The organism is Nocardia sp. NPDC101769 (assembly GCF_044766925.1).
GTDB lineage: Bacteria > Actinomycetota > Actinomycetes > Mycobacteriales > Mycobacteriaceae > Nocardia.
This window is the reverse complement of sequence record NZ_JBIWMX010000006.1, coordinates 76,811-96,468: the sequence shown is the minus strand read 5'-3', so window position 1 is coordinate 96,468 and position 19,658 is coordinate 76,811. Positions and strand designations below refer to the sequence as shown.

At 69.6% G+C, this 19,658-nt stretch carries 19 protein-coding genes and 1 other RNA gene; 9 read left to right on the top strand and 11 right to left on the bottom strand.

Annotated features, from left to right (window positions below; genetic code table 11):
• Positions 1-43: 43 nt before the first annotated feature.
• The 6 genes from ACIRRA_RS12695 to ACIRRA_RS12670 form a co-directional block, all read right to left on the bottom strand.
• On the bottom strand, positions 44-1,678 hold the full coding sequence (locus tag ACIRRA_RS12695; protein ID WP_402766737.1) for a CocE/NonD family hydrolase: 1,635 nt from the start codon (positions 1,676-1,678) through the stop codon (positions 44-46).
• A gap of 646 nt (positions 1,679-2,324) precedes the next feature.
• The gene (locus ACIRRA_RS12690; RefSeq protein ID WP_402766735.1) at positions 2,325-3,041 is read right to left on the bottom strand and encodes a vancomycin high temperature exclusion protein; all 717 of its coding nucleotides are present in this window, start codon (positions 3,039-3,041) and stop codon (positions 2,325-2,327) included.
• 54 nt (positions 3,042-3,095) lie between these two features.
• Entirely contained in the window at positions 3,096-3,728 is a 633-nt protein-coding gene (locus ACIRRA_RS12685) for a TetR/AcrR family transcriptional regulator (RefSeq protein ID WP_402766733.1), read from the bottom strand.
• 142 nt (positions 3,729-3,870) lie between these two features.
• Positions 3,871-4,044, bottom strand: a complete 174-nt coding sequence (locus ACIRRA_RS12680) for a hypothetical protein (RefSeq protein ID WP_357011428.1) — start codon at positions 4,042-4,044, stop codon at positions 3,871-3,873.
• 141 nt (positions 4,045-4,185) lie between these two features.
• A complete protein-coding gene (locus ACIRRA_RS12675; protein WP_402766731.1) occupies positions 4,186-4,701 on the bottom strand; it encodes a gamma carbonic anhydrase family protein in 516 nt (171 codons plus the stop codon).
• Positions 4,702-4,818: 117 nt separating this feature from the next.
• Positions 4,819-5,814, bottom strand: a complete 996-nt coding sequence (locus ACIRRA_RS12670; protein WP_402766729.1) for a GlxA family transcriptional regulator — start codon at positions 5,812-5,814, stop codon at positions 4,819-4,821.
• A 71-nt stretch (positions 5,815-5,885) separates the two neighbouring features.
• Here ACIRRA_RS12670 and ACIRRA_RS12665 point away from each other — a divergent pair, with 71 nt between their 5' ends.
• Both ACIRRA_RS12665 and ald read left to right on the top strand, forming a co-directional pair.
• Entirely contained in the window at positions 5,886-6,680 is a 795-nt protein-coding gene (locus tag ACIRRA_RS12665) for an MBL fold metallo-hydrolase (RefSeq protein WP_402766728.1), read from the top strand.
• A 175-nt stretch (positions 6,681-6,855) separates the two neighbouring features.
• A complete protein-coding gene (ald, locus tag ACIRRA_RS12660; RefSeq protein WP_402766726.1) occupies positions 6,856-7,965 on the top strand; it encodes an alanine dehydrogenase in 1,110 nt (369 codons plus the stop codon).
• A gap of 59 nt (positions 7,966-8,024) precedes the next feature.
• On the opposite strand, the gene sigJ is transcribed toward ald, so the two are convergent.
• The 4 genes from sigJ to ACIRRA_RS12640 all read right to left on the bottom strand — a co-directional run bounded on the left by sigJ (position 8,025) and on the right by ACIRRA_RS12640 (position 11,669).
• Positions 8,025-8,990 carry an RNA polymerase sigma factor SigJ gene (gene sigJ, locus ACIRRA_RS12655; protein WP_402766724.1) on the bottom strand — a complete coding sequence of 322 codons (966 nt, stop codon included), beginning with the start codon at positions 8,988-8,990 and terminating at the stop codon, positions 8,025-8,027.
• A 140-nt stretch (positions 8,991-9,130) separates the two neighbouring features.
• On the bottom strand, positions 9,131-10,066 hold the full coding sequence (locus ACIRRA_RS12650) for a cobalamin biosynthesis protein (protein ID WP_402767169.1): 936 nt from the start codon (positions 10,064-10,066) through the stop codon (positions 9,131-9,133).
• Between the two features lie 140 nt (positions 10,067-10,206).
• Positions 10,207-11,166 (bottom strand): SURF1 family protein, encoded by a 960-nt coding sequence (locus ACIRRA_RS12645; protein ID WP_402767167.1) that lies wholly within the window; start codon positions 11,164-11,166, stop codon positions 10,207-10,209.
• 17 nt (positions 11,167-11,183) lie between these two features.
• The gene (locus tag ACIRRA_RS12640) at positions 11,184-11,669 is read right to left on the bottom strand and encodes a low molecular weight protein-tyrosine-phosphatase (protein ID WP_402766722.1); all 486 of its coding nucleotides are present in this window, start codon (positions 11,667-11,669) and stop codon (positions 11,184-11,186) included.
• 44 nt (positions 11,670-11,713) lie between these two features.
• Between ACIRRA_RS12640 and cobC the strand changes: the two genes are divergently transcribed.
• The 4 genes from cobC to ACIRRA_RS12620 all read left to right on the top strand — a co-directional run bounded on the left by cobC (position 11,714) and on the right by ACIRRA_RS12620 (position 16,290).
• Positions 11,714-12,763 (top strand): Rv2231c family pyridoxal phosphate-dependent protein CobC, encoded by a 1,050-nt coding sequence (gene cobC / locus ACIRRA_RS12635; protein ID WP_402766720.1) that lies wholly within the window; start codon positions 11,714-11,716, stop codon positions 12,761-12,763.
• A 63-nt stretch (positions 12,764-12,826) separates the two neighbouring features.
• Entirely contained in the window at positions 12,827-13,957 is a 1,131-nt protein-coding gene (locus ACIRRA_RS12630) for a Nif3-like dinuclear metal center hexameric protein (RefSeq protein WP_402767165.1), read from the top strand.
• 257 nt (positions 13,958-14,214) lie between these two features.
• Positions 14,215-14,952 carry a zinc ribbon domain-containing protein gene (locus tag ACIRRA_RS12625; RefSeq protein WP_402766719.1) on the top strand — a complete coding sequence of 246 codons (738 nt, stop codon included), beginning with the start codon at positions 14,215-14,217 and terminating at the stop codon, positions 14,950-14,952.
• A gap of 138 nt (positions 14,953-15,090) precedes the next feature.
• Positions 15,091-16,290, top strand: a complete 1,200-nt coding sequence (locus ACIRRA_RS12620) for a bifunctional RNase H/acid phosphatase (protein WP_402767163.1) — start codon at positions 15,091-15,093, stop codon at positions 16,288-16,290.
• A 51-nt stretch (positions 16,291-16,341) separates the two neighbouring features.
• On the opposite strand, the gene ACIRRA_RS12615 is transcribed toward ACIRRA_RS12620, so the two are convergent.
• Positions 16,342-17,229 carry an alpha/beta hydrolase gene (locus tag ACIRRA_RS12615; protein WP_402766717.1) on the bottom strand — a complete coding sequence of 296 codons (888 nt, stop codon included), beginning with the start codon at positions 17,227-17,229 and terminating at the stop codon, positions 16,342-16,344.
• 30 nt (positions 17,230-17,259) lie between these two features.
• Here ACIRRA_RS12615 and rnpB point away from each other — a divergent pair.
• The 3 genes from rnpB (at position 17,260) to ACIRRA_RS12600 (ending at position 19,652) form a co-directional block, all read left to right on the top strand.
• Positions 17,260-17,690, top strand: an RNA gene (rnpB, locus tag ACIRRA_RS12610) — RNase P RNA component class A.
• Positions 17,691-17,928: 238 nt separating this feature from the next.
• Positions 17,929-18,897, top strand: coding sequence for an SPFH domain-containing protein (locus ACIRRA_RS12605; RefSeq protein WP_402766715.1), 969 nt, complete (start codon positions 17,929-17,931; stop codon positions 18,895-18,897).
• Positions 18,898-19,325: 428 nt separating this feature from the next.
• Positions 19,326-19,652, top strand: coding sequence for a hypothetical protein (locus ACIRRA_RS12600; protein ID WP_357011406.1), 327 nt, complete (start codon positions 19,326-19,328; stop codon positions 19,650-19,652).
• The last annotated feature ends 6 nt before the right edge of the window (positions 19,653-19,658 follow it).

Below are 19,658 nucleotides of genomic sequence, written 5' to 3'. Positions count from 1 at the left end.
CGGCACGAACTCCGCTTCGTGCAACGGCCGCGAGTCGGTCCGGTCAGGGCACCATCGGAAGATCGATGTAGCAGGGCCCGTGATCGCTGGACACGGTGATGACGCTCCCGGGTTCGGTCTCGTCACCGTAGAAGTGGTCGTTGGTGTCGACGATCAGCACGACCCGATGGCCGCCGGGGACCCGATAATCGGTGGCCTGCAGGGGGACCCGTATGGTCCCGGTCTGCTCCGGGCCACGGTTGGTGATGGTCGCCGCGGCATGGGTGATGATCCGCAGCGCCCCGGTCACCGGGTTGTAGTCGAACAGATACGTGATCAGCGTGGCCGACGTGCTGGACGGGGTGACGGTCAGCGCGATCTCGGGGATGCCCGCGATGTGGCGGGGCCGGAGGAAGACCCGCGTGTGCCAGACCGCCGCCCGCGTGCGGTCCACGTCGGCCAGCGGCTGTCGGTTGGGCATCAGCAGGCGTTCGCGGAAGCCGTCCATGACCAATTCGGTGGCCGCCTGGACCTGCTCGGTTCCGGCCTGGAAGCTCTGGCTCATGCTCGCCGGCCGATCCGTGACCAGGGTGCCGTCGGGGGACGCGCCGGACGGCGCGGCGAGGTGGTAGCGACGCACGGGATTCGACCACGCGGACAGGTCGTTCGACGAGGTCATCGTGAAGCTGTACATGGTCTCGGTGTGCACGACCCCGTCGCTGTCGATGCCGTTGTCGACGCCGAGCAGATAGTGGTCGAACCAGTCGTAGGCCGCCTCGGTGGTTCGGGTGTAGACGCCCAGCAACAAGCCGGGAATCTCCACCGCGCCATGGTCGCCGATCGCCAGATCCAGTCGCTTCGGCCCGGGGAAACGGTCGAAGTAATCGATCAGCTGATTCTGCGGGAAGATGGTCTCGTGCCAGAAGCTGGTGAAAAATGTTGGCACCGGGCGGATCTGGTCGGCCTTGGCGGGGGAGCGGGGCCGCGCGTAGTCGAGCACCTTGTCGATATCCGTATTGGCCCGGAAGGATTCGAGTACCTTCTGCAAATCCTCGCTGGGACGGTCGCTGATGCCGGCGAGGGCTTCGGCGGCCATGATGTGCCGGGTTCCGTTGTCGTAGAGGGCCTTACCCAGATCCGCCCAGGTGCTCAGCGCGACAACGGCCTTGACCGCCGGGTGGGCATTGGCGACCATCTGGCTGATGCCCGAGCCGTAGGAGATGCCCGCCATCCCGACCTTCTCCCGATCGGCGTGCAGCTCTTCATGCTTCAGTGCCCACTCGATCACCTCGTATCCGTCGGCCACGTCCTCGGGACCGGCGACGGTCAGCTCGCCCCCGGATCCGGGCAGCCCGCGTTCGGTGTAGGCGACCACGGCGTACCCACGCAGGAGCAGTCGGATGACCGCGCCGGAGTACATCTTCCAGCCGGTCTTGTCGAGGCCCGCCGGCAGGACGATGAGCGGGTGCGGCCCCTCCGCGCGCGGCCAGGCGATGAGCGCGTCGAGCTCGACGCCGCCCGCGCCGGGAATCTGCACCTGGCGGATACCGCACCGGCTGCGCACGGCCGCGATGTCCTCGGCGAGGTATTCGGGCACTCCGGCGGCATTGCCGGTGAGCAGGTCGTCGACGACCGCGAGAGCATCGGATTCCTGGTTCGGGGCCAAAAGACGCAGTTGACCCGGGTGAGCTTGCGACATGACAAATCCCTTCGATCCTCGTTATTCCGAACAACTTTCGAGGCAGCGTGCGATGGACCTCCCTGAGTGGAGAATTCGGCCGACGTGAGATGTCGCCGTGCAGCGGTCCAGGGAATTCGCGAATCATTCAGGGTTGGAAGGCCTTTGCCAATCCCGAATACGGTCGATGCTACGCCGGTCGCAGGGCGGCCATGGCCGATTTGGAATTCGTGAGTTTCCTTGTGTACCAGTTGATTTGGGATAACGACTCGTCGGTATCGAGTGGTCGGATCGCCGTGCTTCGGTTCGCGCCCGGCATATCACACCGCAACCGGATAGTGAACTGTGAGGGTGCTGGGTATCGTCATGGAGTCCGCCCAGAGTTCGGGTTCGGATCTCGTCCAGGGGTGTTGAGCGGCAGTAACTTTCCATGCGTCTTCGAAGTACGCAGTTGAAAGGTCATGAAATGATCGCTCTGATCCTTGCCGCCGTCGGTCTCATCTCGGGCAGCGCGGTCGCCGCGGGTGCGGCGGGTAGTGCGGCCGCGTTCGCCGGGAATATCTAGGCACGCACGGATATTCGGTCACACGGTAGCGGGCGGCCGACCGGATACGGCCGCCGGAACCCCCTGACCCGGGTACGGGGCGGGGGGTTCGCCGTATCCGAGCTACTGGTGCGGATCGGCCGCCATGGCATCGCGGACCGAGGTCTCCTGCTTGCCACGGAAGGTGGGCTCGGGGTGGACGAGGATGGAGTAGATGGCCTTGGTGTCGGCCAATTGATCGCGCAGCCAGTTCTTCCGGTAGACATCGCCGTGCACCTGGGTGTCGTCGCCGACCGCGGTGGTCTCGATACCGGCGGCGCGGCACAGGGCGATGGTGCGCGGCAGGCTGAAGTCCTGGGTGACCGCGATGGCCGAGGCGACGCCGAAGATGTCGTGGGCGCGCACACAGGACTCGTAGGTGCTGAAACCCGCGTAGTCCAGGGCGATCTTGGCGGCGGGGACGCCGTGCGTGATCAGCCAGGCGCGCATGGCCGTCGGCTCGTCATAGGTCGGGCGGCCGTTGTCGCCGGTGAGCAGCAGGGCCTTCACCTTGCCCGCCGCCAGCAGTCTGCGGCCCAGCTCCAAGCGGGCGGCCAGATACGCGGACGGCGAGCCGTCGGGCTTGACCTCCGCGCCGAACACGATGGCCACATCGGCCGGCGGCGCGGTGTCGGCGCTGTACTCGTACTTCCGATTGGCCAGGCGCAACCACAGATCCGAGCCGATGAGCACGACCAGGGTCAGCGCCACCAGTGCGCCACCGAGCTTCACGACGCGGCGGGCCGGGAACCAGGCGGCCACCCGGGCGCGGGCGGAGCGAAGGGCGGTGCGGTACTGCATGATCGCCAGTCTGCCGGAAATGGCCGAATCGTCCGAGTGAGTTTCCGGGGCCGCTCAGGCCGGCTGCACGCCGATCATGGGCAGCACTGTGCGGCGGGCGAACTCCCGCGCGGCCGTCTCGTCGGTCAGCGGGATCAGGCCGTCCGGGGTAAGCACCAGCGACTGGCCCAGGCGGGCAAGCACTTCCGCGACCAGGTCGGCATCGAAGGCGGGCACGTCGGCGAAAGCCTGCAGCACACGCAGCTTCTCGGCCAGGTAGGTGCGTCCCAGGGCGAGAATGGGCCCGGCCTCTGTGGTCAGGCGCGGCAGGATGGTGTCGGGCTCGGTGCGGAGCAGCCGTTGCAGCAGTTTGTTGCTCGCCAGCTGGGTGATGAAGGCGACGAAGACCTCGACCAGCTGATCGTCACCGGATTCGCCGGTGGCCGTGGCCTCCTGCACCCGCTTGTCGATCTCGGCGATGAACAGCTGTGCCTCGCGCACGCCCACCGCGGCCACCAGATCGTTCTTGGATTCGAAGCGCCGGTACAGCGTGGCCGGGCTGATGCCGGCGCGACGCGCGATCTCCCCCATGCTGGTTCGCTTGATCCCGAAGTCGAGGAATGCCGACAGCGCGCTCTCCAAAAGCTGTTCGCCTTCGGCCCGCGGCTTCTCCAGGATGCGTTGCAGGATGGTGGGCACGGACGGCATCGAGTCTCCAGTCGATCGGTTGGCGACCGCGACATTGCGGTGAACGGCCAAGGCGCGCAGTGGCGCACAGGTCGAGCCGCATTATCGCATCGCCGGAGGATTTCGGTCGCAACCCCGTCCGATCAGTGAACGCCGCGCCCGATCAGCGGACGTCGAGCGCGGCCATTTCGCTCTCTATCGCATTGGCGGCGAAATCGATGCCGTTGGAACGCAGTTCGTGCACTCGGCGCACGAGCGCCTCGATTCCCCCTGGCTGCGCGGCGATATCGGCTACGCTGATACGCCGTCGGTGCATACCGTCGTGCTCGTACGACACCGTTGAAACCTCCTGCTAGCCCCGAGCGCGCACCCGGCTAGCGGCGGCACAGCCCGGGCCGCCGGGAACGCTTCGCACGATGCTAACAGCGGCCTTTATGGTCACTTGTTCAGTGTGGGGATTCTCACACGCCCCCTTCAGTCACGCCTCTTGACCCTGGCGGTGCACCGTCGTGTTGTGCAGGTAGGCGGTCGCATTCAGGCGAATGTGATCACGCTCGGCCTCGTTCAGCTCCCGGCGCACCTTGCCCGGCACCCCCGCCACCAGCGAGCCCGGCGGAATCCGGGCGCCCTCCGGAACCAGCGCGTTGGCCGCGATCAGGCTGCCCGCCCCGATGACCGCGCCGTTCAGCACCGTCGCGCCCATGCCGATCAGCACGTCGTCGCCGACCGTGCAGCCGTGCAGAATCGCGTTGTGCCCCACCGAGACTCCCTCGCCCACCGTGCACGGGAAGCCCGGATCGGCGTGCAGCACACAACCGTCCTGAATATTGCTGCGCGCCCCGACGGTGATCTGATCCATGTCGCCGCGCAGCACCGCCGAATACCAGACGCTCACTTCGGCTTCCAGCCGCACCCGCCCGGCCACGGTGGCGTTCGGCGCGACCCACGCGCTCTCGTCGATCTGCGGCACGTGCTCACCCAGCTGAATCCTCATAGCCCCGAACTTAGCCCCCGCCGGGCGCCGGGCCGCCGGGGGGAGCCGCGGCGGCGAACTTCCTTCGATCCGGTGTACCGAGAACCCCGTGATCCCGGCCGAACTCGCCGAGCTCGGTCAAGCTCGGCGGAAGAGGGCTCGATGAGCGGCGGGCGTAGTGCCGAGCAGACGGTGGAAGTGATGGCGGAGATTGACGCCGGTGCCCAGCCCGGAATCGGCGGCAATGCGGTCCATGGTGTCGTCGGTGGATTCCAGCAGCAGCCGGGCATGGTCCACCCGCTGCTGCAGCAGCCACTGCTGCGGGCTGGTGCCGGTGCGATCACGGAAGCGGCGGGTGAACGTGCGCCGCGACATGAGAGCGGTCCGGGCCCAGCCGTTCAGATCCACCGGCTGATCGAGATGTGTTCTGGCCCAGACCATCGCGTGCTCGATCGGGTCCTGGTCGGCTGCCTCGGGCACGGCGACCGGGATGTACTGGGCCTGTGAGCCGCTGCGGTGCGGGGCCAGCACCAGCCGGCGGGCCAGCTCGGCGGCGACCCGGCTGCCGTGGTCGGTGCGCACCAGGTGCAGACAGCAGTCGAGGGCCGCGGCGGTGCCGGCAGAGGTGATGAGGTCGCCGTCGTCGGACCACAGGGTGTCCGCGCGCACCCGGATCGCCGGATACGCGCGGGCCAGCTCGACCGCCGCCGACCAGTGCGTCGTGATCTCCCGTCCGTCGGCCAGGCCGCTCGCCGCCACCGCCCACGCGCCCAGGCACAGGCCGACAATGCGGGCGCCGCGGGCGTGGGCTCGGTGCAGGGCGTCCCGGATGGGTTCGGGCAGTGGGAGATCGCGCTCCCAGCTGGGGATGACCAGGGTGTCGGCGATCGCGGTCGCCTCCAGGCCATGGGCGACGACGATATCGAAACCCGCTGGGGTGGCAATGATTCCGGGGCGTTCGGCGCACACCACCACGCGGTAGGGGCTGCCGGCGGGACCGCCCGCGCCGATGCGGCCGAACACCAGGGTCGGCACCGCCAGATGGAACGGGCTGATCCCGTCGTACACCACGATGGCCACCGTGTGCACGGCGTCGGAGTCGGCGGCGTCGGCTTCGCCGGATCCAGCAGTCATGGCCCGATCTTATCGAGGCGCGGCCTTCGGGCCACTGTCGCGACCCACGGTCCGCGACGAGACTTGTCGGCATGACGAACACGATCGACACCGCAGCGGCCACCTCCACCCTCGAGCTCCTCCACATCGGCGGCCCCACAGTGCGATTCGGCTACGGCGACCTGGTCTGGCTGACCGATCCGACCTTCGACGAGCCGGGCGAGTACCCGGGTGGGGTCACGCTCTACAAGCTGAGTGGGCCGGCCGTGCCCGCCGCCGAGATCGGGCGGGTCGATGTGGTGCTGCTCTCGCACGATCAGCACGCGGACAATCTCGACCGGTCCGGACGGGAATTCGTGGCGGGGGTCGAGACGGTGCTGTCCACGCCGGACGCCGCCGGACGTATGGAAGGCGTTCGGGGACTGGCGGAGTGGGAGTCGGTGCAGATTGGCGCGGTCACCGTCACCGCGGTGCCCGCACTGCACGGACCCGAGGGTTGCGAGCCGTTCACCGGAGTGGTGACCGGGTTCGTGCTGCAGGCCGACAAGCTGCCGACCGTCTACGTCTCCGGGGACAACGCCTCGGTCGACCATGTGCGGCGGATCGCAGAACGCTTCGGGCGCATCGATATCGCCGTACTCAATGTGGGCGCGGCCAATACCGACCGCTTCGGCGACCACGACCTCACCCTCAACGGCCGCACTGCGGTCCACGCCTCGGAGGCGCTGGGTGACGCGGTGATCGTGCCGGTCCACGCCGAGGGCTGGGCGCACTTCTCCGAGCACCTCGACTACCTGACCCACCGCTTCACCGTCGCCGGCCGCGCGGACCGGCTGCGCATCCCGACCCCCGGTGAGATCTTGGCCGTCGCCGCGATCGCCTCCTGATCGGCTATCCGTCCCGACTCGAATCGAGGTGGTAGGGGCCGCTTCCCGCCCGGCCGTGCGTCCTGATCGCCAGCGGGCGCCAGCCCGCGGCCGAGAATTGCCAACTGATTGCCGATGGCGAAATCGGGCCGTGGCGCTCATGGCGGCGCGGCCCCCGCGGGTGAACGATGGCGGTATGAGAATCGGGGTACCGCGGGAGGTAAAGGAGCAGGAATATCGTGTCGCCCTCACCCCGGCCGGCGCCGGAGAACTGGTGCGGCACGGGCACGAGGCGCTGGTCGAGGCCGGGGCGGGGGTGGGGTCCGGGTTCGCCGACGCCGACTACGTCGCGGTGGGCGCGCGGATCCTGCCGGGACCGGACGAGGTCTGGGGCGCTGCGGAGCTGCTGCTCAAGGTGAAAGAGCCCATCGCCGAGGACTATTCGCGCATGCGGGAGGGGCAGGTGCTGTTCACCTTCCTGCACCTCGCCGCCTCACGGGAGTGCACGGACGCGATCCTGCGTTCCGGCATCACCGCCATCGCCTACGAGACCGTCCGGGCCGCCGACGGGTCGCTGCCGCTGCTCGCGCCCATGAGCGAGGTGGCGGGCAAGCTGGCCAGTCAGGTCGGGGCCTATCACCTCATGTCGCCGCAGGGCGGAGCCGGCCTGCTGCTCGGCGGAGTGCCGGGGGTGCTGCCGGCGGACGTGACGGTCCTCGGGGGCGGGGTGGCCGGCGGCAATGCGGCGGCCGTCGCCGTCGGCATGGGGGCACGAGTCACCGTGCTGGACACGAATATCGCGCGACTGCGGGAACTCGACGTCCGATTCGGCGGGCGCGTCACCACGATCGGCTCCAACGCCGCCGAGGTCGAGAAGGCGGTGCTGGCGGCGGACCTGGTGATCGGCTCGGTCCTGGTGCCGGGCGCGCGGGCTCCGAAACTGGTGCCCGACACCCTGGTCGCGCACATGCGCCCGGGCTCGGTGCTGGTCGATATCGCCATCGACCAGGGCGGGTGCTTCCAGAGCTCGCATCCCACCACACACGCGAAACCGACGTTCCGGGTGGCGGATTCGCTGTTCTACTGCGTGGCCAATATGCCGGGCGCGGTCCCGCACACCTCCACCGTGGCGCTCACCAATGTCACCCTGCCGTATGTCGGCGCCATCGCGGATATGGGCTGGTCCGGCGCCTGCGCCGCCGATCCCGGCCTGGCCCAGGGGCTCACGGCGGACGCCGGCCGGCTCTACTCGCCGGAGGTGGCCGCCGCGCACGGGCTCCGGCCGGTGACGCGGCTCGCGTCCTGATCGAGGAAGACGGGCCCGCCGCCGGATGAATCCGGTTGCGGGCCGGCGGCTTCCGTGATTCAGGCGTCGCTGTCTCCGCCGGTGTCGCCCAGCGGCCAGTCGGGCTCCGCGCCATCGGCCGGGATGCCGTGCAGCTTGTCCGGGTTGCGGACCACGTCGATCTTGGTGATCCGGCCGTCGTCGATGGTGAACGCAAAGACGCCGGTGTACTTGCCGTCGAACACCACCAGGCCCGGGCGGCCGTTGACCAGTACCGAACGCCCCCACGCGCCACCGACCTTCGATGCGAAGTCCAGGAAGCCGAGCAGCGTCTTGGCGACCTTCTCCGCGCCGTGCATGGGGTGCAGGAAGGCCTGCACCTTGCCGCCGCCGTCGGAGGTGAAGGTGACATTGGAATCCAGCACGCCGAGCAGGGCGCTCAGATCACCGGAACGCCAGGCCAGCGCGAACGCCGAGACCACCTTCTCGTGCTCGTCCGCACTTGCGGGGAATCGGGGTGTGCCGTCCTCCACGTGTTTGCGGGCGCGCGAGGCCAATTGGCGCACGGCGGCGGGGGTGCGGCCGACCACGTCGGCGACCTCGGGGCCGGACATGCCGAAGACGTCCTGCAGGACGAACGCGGTGCGCTCGGCGGGGGAGAGGGATTCCAGCACCACCAGCAGGGCGGTGGTGACGCGCTCGTCCTGCGAGATGCGGTCGGCCGGATCGTCCCAGGTGGTGATCTCCGGCTCCGGAAGCCATTCGCCCACATACTGTTCGCGCCGGGACCGCGCCGAACCCAGGTGGTCGAGGGCCAGTCGGCCGGTGACGGTGGTCAGCCAGGCGCGCAGGTTTTCGATATCCGCGCCCTCGGGGCTGGTCTCGTAGTAGCGCACCAGCCGCAGCCACGCCTCCTGCACCACATCGTCGGCATCGCTGAGACTGCCGAGCGTGCTGTACGCGACCCGCCGCAGATAGCCCCGATGCTCCTCGAACCGTCGCGCCAGCTCGGCCTGATCGGGCCCGTCCGGCCGTCCGTCACTCATCGCACCCTCGCCCTTCACTCACGCCCGCCCCGGTGGGCGAACCGTCCACAGCATCGACGAAACAGGTCGGCGGACTGTGACATTCCTTCCGGGAAATCTAGCGAAGGCGACCGAACGGTTCGTGAATTCGCCTGCCCGGCTCAGCGTCGCCGCAGGTAGGCGGTGGTCGCGGCGGCGAGCACGGTGGCCACCTGCACCGCTTCCGAGAGCCGCACCGCCCGGCGCAGATCACGCACCCGGGGGACCGGACCGTCACCGAGCGTCGGCCGCAGCTCGGTGCCGTGCCGATATTGGGTGCGGCCGCCGAGCGTCACGCCCAGCGCGCCCGCCATGGACGCCTCCGCCACACCGGCATTCGGACTCGGATGCTTGGCCGCATCGCGCCGCCACGCCCGCCACGCATCGGCGGGGCGGCCGCCGACGACCGCAGCCAGCGCGGTGGTGATGAGACCGCTGACGCGGGCGGGCGCGAGATTCGCGACATCGTCCGTGCGCGCCGCCGCCCAGCCGAAGTTGCGATAGCGGTCGTTCCGGTAGCCGACCATGGCGTCGAGAGTGTTGATCGCCCGATAGGCGAGCAAGCCGGGAACACCCGCCACCGCACCCCAGAACAGCGGCGCCACAGTCGCATCGGAGGTGTTCTCCGCAATGGATTCGAGCGCCGCCCGGGCCAGACCGTCCGCGTCGAGCACCTCGGGATCCCGCCCGCACAGCGACGGCAGCAGTGCCCGCGCCCCGTCGATATCGCCGGATTCGAGCCGATCCGCCATCTCCCGCCCGGTCCGTGCCAAGCTCGTCCCGCCCAGCACCGTCCAGGTCGCGGCAGCCGTGAGCAGCGCCTCGCCGAGCACCTGTCCCGCCACCGCCCGCCGCAATCCGATCCCCAGCCCCGAAACCGCACCGACCAGCACGATCTCGTGCACAACCCCCGCCACGCGGCTGTCGCGATAGGTGAGCCGCTCCACCTTCATTGCGGCCGAACCGAATCCGGCTACCGGATGCCCGCGCCGCGGATCCCCCAGCGCCCGGTCCAACCCGAACCCGAGCAGCAGCCCGGCCGCCGCAGCAGTCCCCATACGCACCCGGCGAGGTTAGCCGAGCACGCCGCCAGGCCCCGGGGCACACCCGGGTACAGGGCATCGGTACGCGCCGCCCGCACCCGATCGCGAGGCCGAGTGCAGTGCGCCGGCCGTGAGGTGGTCGGGGTCCGTCAGGCTCAGCGGCGGGTGCCGCCGTAGCGGTCGGCGAGGCGGGCTTCGTTCGTGGCGGGTTTCGGCTTGGGGGCCGGGTCGTTGGGTTTCGTCGCGCGTGCGGCAGTGGTCGATTCGGGTGTAGCCGCACCGGTCGAATCAGGGGTGTCGATCGTCATGTCAGGGGTAGCGGGCTGGCCGGTGGTGGCCGGTTGGGCTGCGGCTTCGAGCTTTTCGCGGCGGCGGGCGCGGATCTCGGCCCAGACGAAGTAGCCGAGGCCGAGGGGAGCCATGACGCCGAAGGCCAGCCACTGCAGGCCGTAGGAGAGGTAGGGGCCCGAGTCCAGCTGGGGGAGCGGGTCGGGGGTGAAGGCGCCGGGCTGGCCGGACTCGAGCTGGAGGTAGCCGCCCAGGCCGTCGGTGGGGATGGGGGTCAGGGGGATGCCGAGAACCGTGGCTTCCTGCTGGGTGTCGGTCGTATAGACCTGGCGGTAGCCGTCTTCGGTGGTCGGGGGCTTCTTCTCGATCACGCCCTCGGAGGCGCGGATGCGGGCCGCCACCTGCTGGGTGCCGGTGGGCGGGGCGGTGACGACCGGCGGACGGGTGCCGCCCTGGGCAGCCGCCACCTGGCCGCGGTCCACCAGCAGGGTGCGGCCGTCGTCGAGGCGGAAAGCGGCCAGCGCCGTGTAGGCGGGCTGGCCGTCGAGATGACGTAGCCGCACCAGCACGGTCGAATCCGGAACGTAGACGCCGTTCGCGGTGACCCGCCGCCACTCGGTGTTCTTGCCGCTGCCCGACAGCATGGTGGTGATGTCCACGGGGTCGGCGTGCACCGAATTCGCGATGCGGTCGTTGCGTTCGGAGGTGCGGGTGTTCTTGCCCAGCTGCCAGGGGGCCAGCACGGTGAAGCACAGGTAGGCGAAACCGGCGACCACCACCGCGAGAATCAGCCAGCTGGGCCGCAGCAGGAAGGTGAATCGCCGCAGCAGCGAGGTTGCCGAGCTCATGCGACCTCCCCCAGCTGTTCGCGCACCCAGTCCAGCAGCCCCGGCACGGCCGCCTCGATCTGCTCGCGCACCAGCGCGAAATCGGCCTGATCGCCGTAGTACGGATCCGGCACCGATCGCCCGCCCGCGTCCGGGTCGAAACTCCGCAGCAGCCGCCGCCGATCCGACGGCACCCCCAGCCGGGCCAGCTCGCGCTCGTGCCCGGTGTCGAGCGCCACCAGCAGATCGGCCGCCCGATGATCCGGCCCGATCACCGCCGCCCGATGCCCGGTCGGATACCCGTGCGCCTGCAGCTCCCGATCGGTCCGGTAATCGGCCTCGTCTCCCACATGCCAGCCACCGGTCCCGGCACTGCTCACCCGCACCCGATCCGCCAGCCCCGCGCGTTCCAGGTGCGCGGCGAAAATCTTCTCGGCCATCGGGGACCGGCAGATATTGCCGGTGCAGATGAAGGTCACATGCAGCTCGCCCACGACAGCCATTCTGGCCGGTGGCCATGGGAGGCGGCCACGTAGGGTGGACGGCTGTGCCGGACGACACGGAGTTTCCCGATTTCGACCATGCCAGGCTGCGGCACCACGGGGACGTGGATGCGCGGCCGGGCATGGTCGATTTCGCGGTGAACGTCCAGGGGAGTGCGCCGCCGGAATGGTTGCGTGAGCGGCTGGCGGGCCGGCTGGGGGAGCTCGGGCGGTATCCGGGCGAGGCCGACGAGCGTGCGGCGCGTGCGGCGGTGGCCGCTCGGCACGGGCGGGCGATCGACGAGGTGCTGCTGCTGGCCGGGGTGGCCGAAGGGTTCGCCATGTTGCCGCGGCTGGGGTCGCGCCTGGCGGCGGTGATCCATCCGTCGTTCACCGAACCGGAGTTGGCGTTGCGGGACGCGGGGGTTCCGGTCGCGTGGGTGCTGTTGCCCTCGCCGTACACCCTCGACGGCGCCGCGGTGCCGGAGGACGCGGATCTGGTGGTGGTGGGCAATCCCACCAATCCGACCTCGGTGCTGCATCCGGCGGACAGTATCCGCGCGCTGCGGCGGCCGGGCCGCATCGTGGTGGTGGACGAGGCGTTCGCCGACGCGGTGCCCGGGGAGCCGGAATCTCTTGCCGGAGAGAGCTATCCGGATGTGCTCGTGTTCCGGAGCCTCACCAAGACCTGGGCGCTGGCCGGGCTGCGCTGCGGCTATGTGCTCGGTGCGCCGCCGGTGCTGGCACGGCTGAATCGCGGACGTCCGCACTGGCCGATGGGCACCCTGCAGCTGGAAGCCATCGCGGCGGTGAGCGAACCGGCCGCGGTGGCCGAGGCGCAACGCCGGGCCGGGACCGTCGCGGCCGATCGGGCCGCCATGATTCCGCGGCTGCGGGAACTCGGGGTCGAGGTGCACGAGCCCGCGCACGGGCCTTTCCTGCTGCTCCGGGTACCGGATGCGGAATTGTTGCGAAAGAAGCTCGCGGACAAGGGAATCGCGGTGCGCCGCGGTGATACGTTCCCGGGGCTGGAAACGGGTTTCCTGCGCGTCGCGGTGCGACCCGCCACCGAGGTGGATCGGCTGGTCGCGGCCATTCGCGACGTAGGTCTGTGAGCGCGACGCGGTGGGTTGACGAGTGAGGCGCAGGCTGGTGAGCGAACAGGAGGTTCGGTTGTGGTGACAACGGTGCGGCTGGCGGATCTCATGGCGGCGCTGGATGCGGCGTACCCGCCCGGGCTGGCCGAATCCTGGGATTCGGTGGGGCTGGTGGCCGGTGATCCGGACGAGCCGGTGTCGCGCGTGCTGTTCGCGGTCGACGCCACCGGCGCGGTCGTGGACGAGGCGATCGAATGGGGTGCGCAGGCGCTGGTCGTGCACCATCCGCTGCTGCTGCGCGGGGTGGACACCGTCGCGGCCAGTACACCGAAAGGCGCGCTGCTGCACCGGCTCATCCGCTCCGGATGCGCGCTGTTCACCGCCCACACCAATGCCGACTCCGCCGACCCCGGCGTTTCGGACGCGCTCGCGCACGCCATCGGGCTGACCGTGACCGGGCCATTGGATCCGAAACCCTGGACCGCCCTGGACAAATGGATGGTGGCGGTGCCCGTCACGCACCGCGACGAAGTGCTCGACGCCCTGTTCGCCGCGGGCGCGGGCAGCAGCGGGACCTACTCCGACGCGGCCTGGACGGTCGCGGGCACCGGACAGTTCCGGCCCCTCGACGGCGCGAATCCGGCCCTGGGTGCGGTCGGTGAGCTGCACGAGGTCACCGAGGACCGCCTCGAGGTGGTCGCCCCGCCGTCCCGTCGCGCCGCCATGCTGGCCGCCCTCCGGGCCGCGCATCCGTACGAGGAACCCTTCTACCACGTCACCGAGCGCGCCGCGCTGCCCTCCGGCCTGGGAATCGGCCGCGTCGGCGAGCTGCCCGCCCCGGAAACCCTGCGCGAGTTCACCGCTCGCGTCCGCGCCGGCCTGCCCGCCACCACCTGGGGTGTGCGCGCCGCGGGAGACCCGGACCGCCTCATCCGCACCGTCGCCGTGTGCGGCGGCGCGGGAGATTCGTTCCTGGGCAAGGTTTCTCGCCTCGGCGTCGATGCCTACGTGACCTCCGACCTGCGCCACCACCCGGCCGACGAGCACCTGCGCGCGGGCGGCCCGGCCCTGATCGACGCCGCCCACTGGGCCACCGAGTTCCCCTGGTGCGCGCAGGCGGAAGGTGTGGTGCGCGCCGCACTGCCCGGCCTCGGGACCCGCGTCTCGACGCTGCGCACCGACCCGTGGACCCTCGGCGCAGCCGGCTGCTGATCAGGCACTTTCGGGTTCGCGGCCAAGCGCGGGGAGGCGGAGCGCTCGGTTCTGGACCGCGGCGTGATAGACCTCCGCCTTGGAGCGGGGGAACGAACGGCTCCATGGACCCGCGCCTCGGAGGAGGGAAGAATCGAGACTTCGGGCTCCACAGACCCGCGCCTCGGCCGCGAACCGGCCCGGAGCGAAGCGTAGGGCAAATTGGACACGGTACGGTGGGAGTCTTACTCGTCCATAGCGTCCAGGAGACCTTCGCGTTGAATGTCGAACCATCGATCCAGGCCAAGCTGCTCGACCTCGCCGCTGTCGATGCCGAGCTGACACGGATCGAGCATCGCCGCAAGGTGCTGCCCGAGCAGCAGGAGGTGGCGCGGCTGGAAGGTGAGCGCACCACCCGCAAGGACGCGGCGGTGAAGGTCGAGATCCTCATCGACGACCTGGATCGCGACATCCGCAAGCTGGAGGGCGAGATCGAGGCCGTCCGCAAGCGCGAGGACCGCGACCGCGGCATGCTCAACGCCGGTTCGGTCGGGGCCAAGCAGCTCTCCGAACTGCAGCACGAACTGGGCAGCCTGGAACGCCGCCGCAAGGTCCTCGAGGACGACCTCATCGAGGTGATGGAGCGCCGCGAGGCCGCCGCCGCCGACCACGACCACGCCGGCGCCAACCTGGACCAGGCAGAGGCCGAACTGGTCGATGCCGAGCGCCGCCGCGACGAGACGGTCGCCGACCTGGATGTCGCCCAGCAGCGCTGCGATTCCGACCGCGCCGCCCTCACCAGCTCCTTCCCCGCCGAGCTGCTCACCGCCTACGACAAGCAGCGCACCACCTACGGCGTCGGCGCCGCCCTGCTGCAGGCCCGCCGCTGTGGCGCCTGCCGCATCGAACTCGACCGCGGCGAGATCTCCCGCATCTCCCAGGCCGCCCCCGACGTGGTGGTCCGCTGCCCCGAATGCGGCGCGATCCTGGTGCGCACCAAGCAGTCCGGCCTCTGATTCGTCGGCCACGCGCAGGCCGGCGCGCGGCATCCACGCGCCCGCGGCACACGGTAATACGGCTCGCTGTCCGACGCAGCGAGCCGAAGAGCGGTCCGACGCGGAGTTTCAGACCGGCACGGAAGGTGAACAACGTTGGTGGACACGGTGATCGTCGAGGCCGACGGCGGGTCGCGCGGCAACCCGGGACCAGCCGGCTACGGCGCGGTGGTGTGGGATGCCGAGCGGGTGCGGGTGCTGGCCGAGCGCAAGGAGTTCCTCGGGGTCACCACCAACAATGTCGCCGAATATCGCGGGCTGATAGCGGGTTTGGAAGCCGCGGCGGAACTCGGTGCGCGTGAGGTTTCGGTGCGCATGGACTCCAAGCTGGTCGTGGAGCAGATGTCCGGGCGGTGGAAGGTCAAGCACGAGGCCATGATTCCGCTCGCCGATCGAGCGCGGCGGCTGGTCGCCGGGTTCGACCGGGTGAGCTTCACCTGGATTCCGCGCAAGGAGAACTCGCACGCCGACCGCCTGGCCAATGAGGCCATGGACGACGCCGATACGGTCGCCGAAGTCCGCACCGCGCTGGCGAATGACCGGGCCGCCGGTGCCGCTGCGGTCGAAAGTGGTTCGGCGGTAGGGGAAATCGCCGCAGCGGTCACAGGCGGCGTCGTCGAAGTGCCGGAAGCCGGTGGGTCTGCGGCGGGGAGCGCCGGCGCCTCGCCGGGATGGACCGGCGCCGTGGGACGGCCGACGCGGCTGTTGCTGCTACGGCACGGGCAGACGGAACTCTCTGTGCAACGGCGGTATTCGGGGCGGGGAAATCCGCCGCTGACCGAGCTCGGGCGGGAGCAGGCGGCCAACGCGGCGGCCATGCTGGCGCGCAAGGGCGGGATCGAGGCGATCGCGTGCTCCCCGCTGGGGCGGGCCAAGGAGACCGCCGAGGCGGCGGGCCGGGCGCTCGGACTGCCGGTGCGGGTGCTGGACGGGTTGACCGAGACGGATTTCGGTGCGTGGGAAGGGATGACCTTCCAGGAGGCCCGCGAGCGGGATCCGGAGCTGCACGGCCGCTGGCTGGGGGATCCGTCGATTCCGGCGCCCGGCGGCGAGAGCTTCGACCAGGTGCGGGAGCGGGTCGAGGCGGTGCGGCGGGATCTGGTGGCGTTGTATCCGGGCGCGAATGTGCTTGTGGTCAGCCATGTCACGCCGATCAAGACGCTGCTGCAGCTGGCGCTCGGGGTGGGCCCCTCGCTGCTGTACCGGCTGCATCTGGATCTGGCGGCGCTGTCCATCGCCGAGTTCTATCCGGACGGCGGGTCCACGGTGCGCCTGGTCAACGACACCTCGTACCTCTGAACCCCTGCGCCCCACCGGATTCGGGTTCAGGGGCACCGCCCGCTTCGGCGCTCAGGGACGCAGCGTGGCCATCAGGAATTCGGTCTGGTCGTAGACGGCCTTCTCGAACCAGTCGTCGAAGTAGATCTCGAAATGCCCGATGGGGTAACGCTTCACGGTGGCGTGTTTGGTCCGCTCCGCGGCCTTGAGCGTCGGGCCGGCCGGGGCCACCGAGTCGTTGTCGCAGATCGCGTACAGCACCGGAGCTTTGATGTCCTTGACGTGCCGGGTGGGATTGTCGAACAGCGTCGACAGGCCGACGCGGGCCGCCACCTTCGGCCGGTACTGCCCGCTCTCCTCGGCCAGGCGACCGAAACCGGCGGGCACGTCGGCGGCGCTCATCAGCGCCGCGGAGTGCTTCTTGCCGGCCAGCCGGGCATTGATGGGGCGCCGGATGATCGGTCCCACAACCTGATCCGTGAACGCCAGCGTGCCGGTCTTGATCAGACTGATCGGCCCCTTCGCCATCGCCGAGGACCAGCCGCTGGTGAACGGACACTGCGCCACCACGGCCGCGATGTAGTGATCGTCGGGTGCGACCGCCAGCACGTGTCCGCCGCCGAATGAACTGCCCCACAGCGCGATTCGCGTGGCGTCGATCCCCCGGACGGTGCGCGCGAAGGCGATGGCCGCATGCCAGTCCTCGCGCTGCCGGGCGATATTGATCACCTGCCGTGGCTTACCGCCGCTGGCCCCGAAATGCCGATAGTCGAAGGCCAGGGCCGCGATTCCCGCCGACGCGAACCGCCGCGCATACCGGTCCAATCCCATTTCCCGGTCCGCCCCCAGCCCGTGACCCATGACCACCAGCGGGCGCGGCTTGGGCGGTCCATCCGGGAGATACAGCCATGCGGCGCACTGCTCGCCACCCGAAGGGAACCCCACCTCCACACGCTCCATGGGGCCTTACCGTACCCTGGTGGCCGCGGACGAGTCGGTCGGGCGGCCGCGGCGAAGGGAACGGGCACGCATGTGCCGCCGCCCCTCGCCGAGGAAAGTCCGGACTCCGGAGAGCAGGGCGGTTGCTAACGGCAACCCGGGGCAACCCGCGGGACAGTGCCACAGAAAAGAGACCGCCGGTGGGCCGCGCTTCGCGAGAAGTGCACCGCCGGTAAGGGTGAAACGGTGCGGTAAGAGCGCACCAGCGTGCCGGGTGACCGGCGCGGCTAGGTAAACCCCGCCCGGAGCAAGGTCGAAGGCCGCACTCGCGAGAGTGCGGCTGCGCAGGTGTTCGAGGGCTGCTCGCCCGAGCCTGCGGGTGGACCGCTCGAGGCACCCGGCAACGGTGTGTCCAGATGGATGGTCGCCACCCGGTGGGTAACCACCGGGGACAGGATCCGGCTTACAGACCGACTCGTCCGCCTCTATTTTTGGCCTGCGCTCCGCTCCGGCGGGTTCGCGGCCCTGCGAGCTCGATTCTTCCCTCCTCCGCTCCTCCGCTTCGCTCCCCCGCTCCGTCAGTCCAGAATCGAGCCGGGCCGCGAACACCGGGTGGCTCGTCTGGCGAGGTATTGCTTCGCAGGGTCGATCTTCGGGTGCCATGATGGAGGCATGCCATCGGATTTCCGGTGGAGCGGAAATAGTTTCGCGGAGCGAACAATGGATGTTCTTTATCTGTTGATGGGGTGGCTCGCCGCCTTTGCGGTGATTGCCGGTATCGGGCTCGCGGCCGGGGTTCGAGTGGTCACGCAGTACGAAAAAGGGGTGGTATTCCGGCTGGGGCGGGTGCGAGCGGTGCGGGAGCCGGGAATGCGGCTGCTGATTCCGGGCGTGGACAAGATGCAGAAGGTCTCCATGCAGGTGATCACCATGCCGGTACCCGCGCAGGAGGGGATCACGCGTGACAATGTGACCGTCCGGGTGGATGCGGTCGTCTACTTCCGGGTCATCGATCCCATGCGTGCGCTGATCGAGGTTCAGGATTATCTGTTCGCGGTCGCGCAGGTGGCGCAGACGTCGCTGCGCTCCATCATCGGCAAGAGCGAACTGGATGATCTGCTGTCCAATCGTGAGCAGCTCAACAAGGGCCTGGAGCTCATGATCGACAGTCCGGCCATCAACTGGGGCGTGCATATCGATCGTGTCGAGATCAAGGACGTCGCGCTGCCGGATGCCTTGAAGCGCTCCATGTCTCGCCAGGCCGAGGCCGAACGCGAACGCCGCGCCCGCATCATCTCCGCCCAGGGCGAGTTGCAGGCGTCGGAGAAGCTGGCGGCGGCCGCGGCCAATATGGCCCACGCCCCGGCCGCGCTGCAATTGCGCTTCCTCGAGACCGTGGTTCAGGTTGCGGCGGAAAAGAATTCGACCCTGGTGCTGCCGTTTCCGGTGGAACTGCTGCGCTTCCTGGAACGCAGCGGGCACACACCCGCCCCGGCGGCCGTGCCGGAAGCAGCGCCCGAGCAGCTGGTCGCCGAGCAGTCGGACCTGGAGCCCGCCGCCCTCGGCGAGCTGATGGCGGCGCTCGCCCAGCCCGGCATCCGGGAGGCCCTGGCGACGCTGGAACAGCCCGGTGCGCCGGCGAAGACGAACGCGGCCGGGGACTCCGGCCGCGGTGAGGAGTCGGCGTAGCGCGGGCACCGGGTCCGAGCGCGTCCGGCGGCAAGAGGTGAGGAAACAATCATGTCGGGTCTGATTCAGCCGGCGGCCATCGTGGTGCTGTTCGGTATCGCTTACGGATTCAAGTTCTTCAGCGCCAAGTTCCCGGACGGGCTGCGCGGTAGGTAGACCCCGCGACCACGGGCGGAGAAATGGCCGGCGGGAGAGCGGCGTGAGCGACGCCGCTCTCCCGTTCGCGTGCGCGGACCGACGGGGTGGATGAGAATGGCGGCGCGCCACACGGCGTGTAGCGGCGCGGCTCGGCGTGTCGGGCGGGTTATCCGCTCCGAACTGGCACCGAACGTGATCGACGTCATAAAGTGTTGCGCGTTGGAAAGTTCCGTTGCGGTCCGCAACGGGGCGAAGGGCTCAACAAACGTCGGAAAGCAGGTCTCGTCTCAATGCGAATTGCTCGCAAACTGGCAGTCGGTGCGCTTCTCGCTGCCGCCGCTACCGCTGTGCTGGGTGCCGGTTCCGCCTCGGCGGCCACCGTGACCCCGCTGCCGGGTGGGGTGCAGGTCGACCTCACCCCGGCGGACACGCAGTGGGTGGCGCAGACCCACATCGGGCAGGCGATCGCGGGCCTGCCGCATCCCTCGGCCGCGTCCTTCGGGGAGGCTCTGGACTCGGCGGCCGCGATGTCGTCCCAGTACCCGGATGGTCGCGTGGTGTTCACCGTGTACGGTCCGTTCAACGAGCTGAACGGCACCATGCTGGCCCTGCAGTAGGGACAG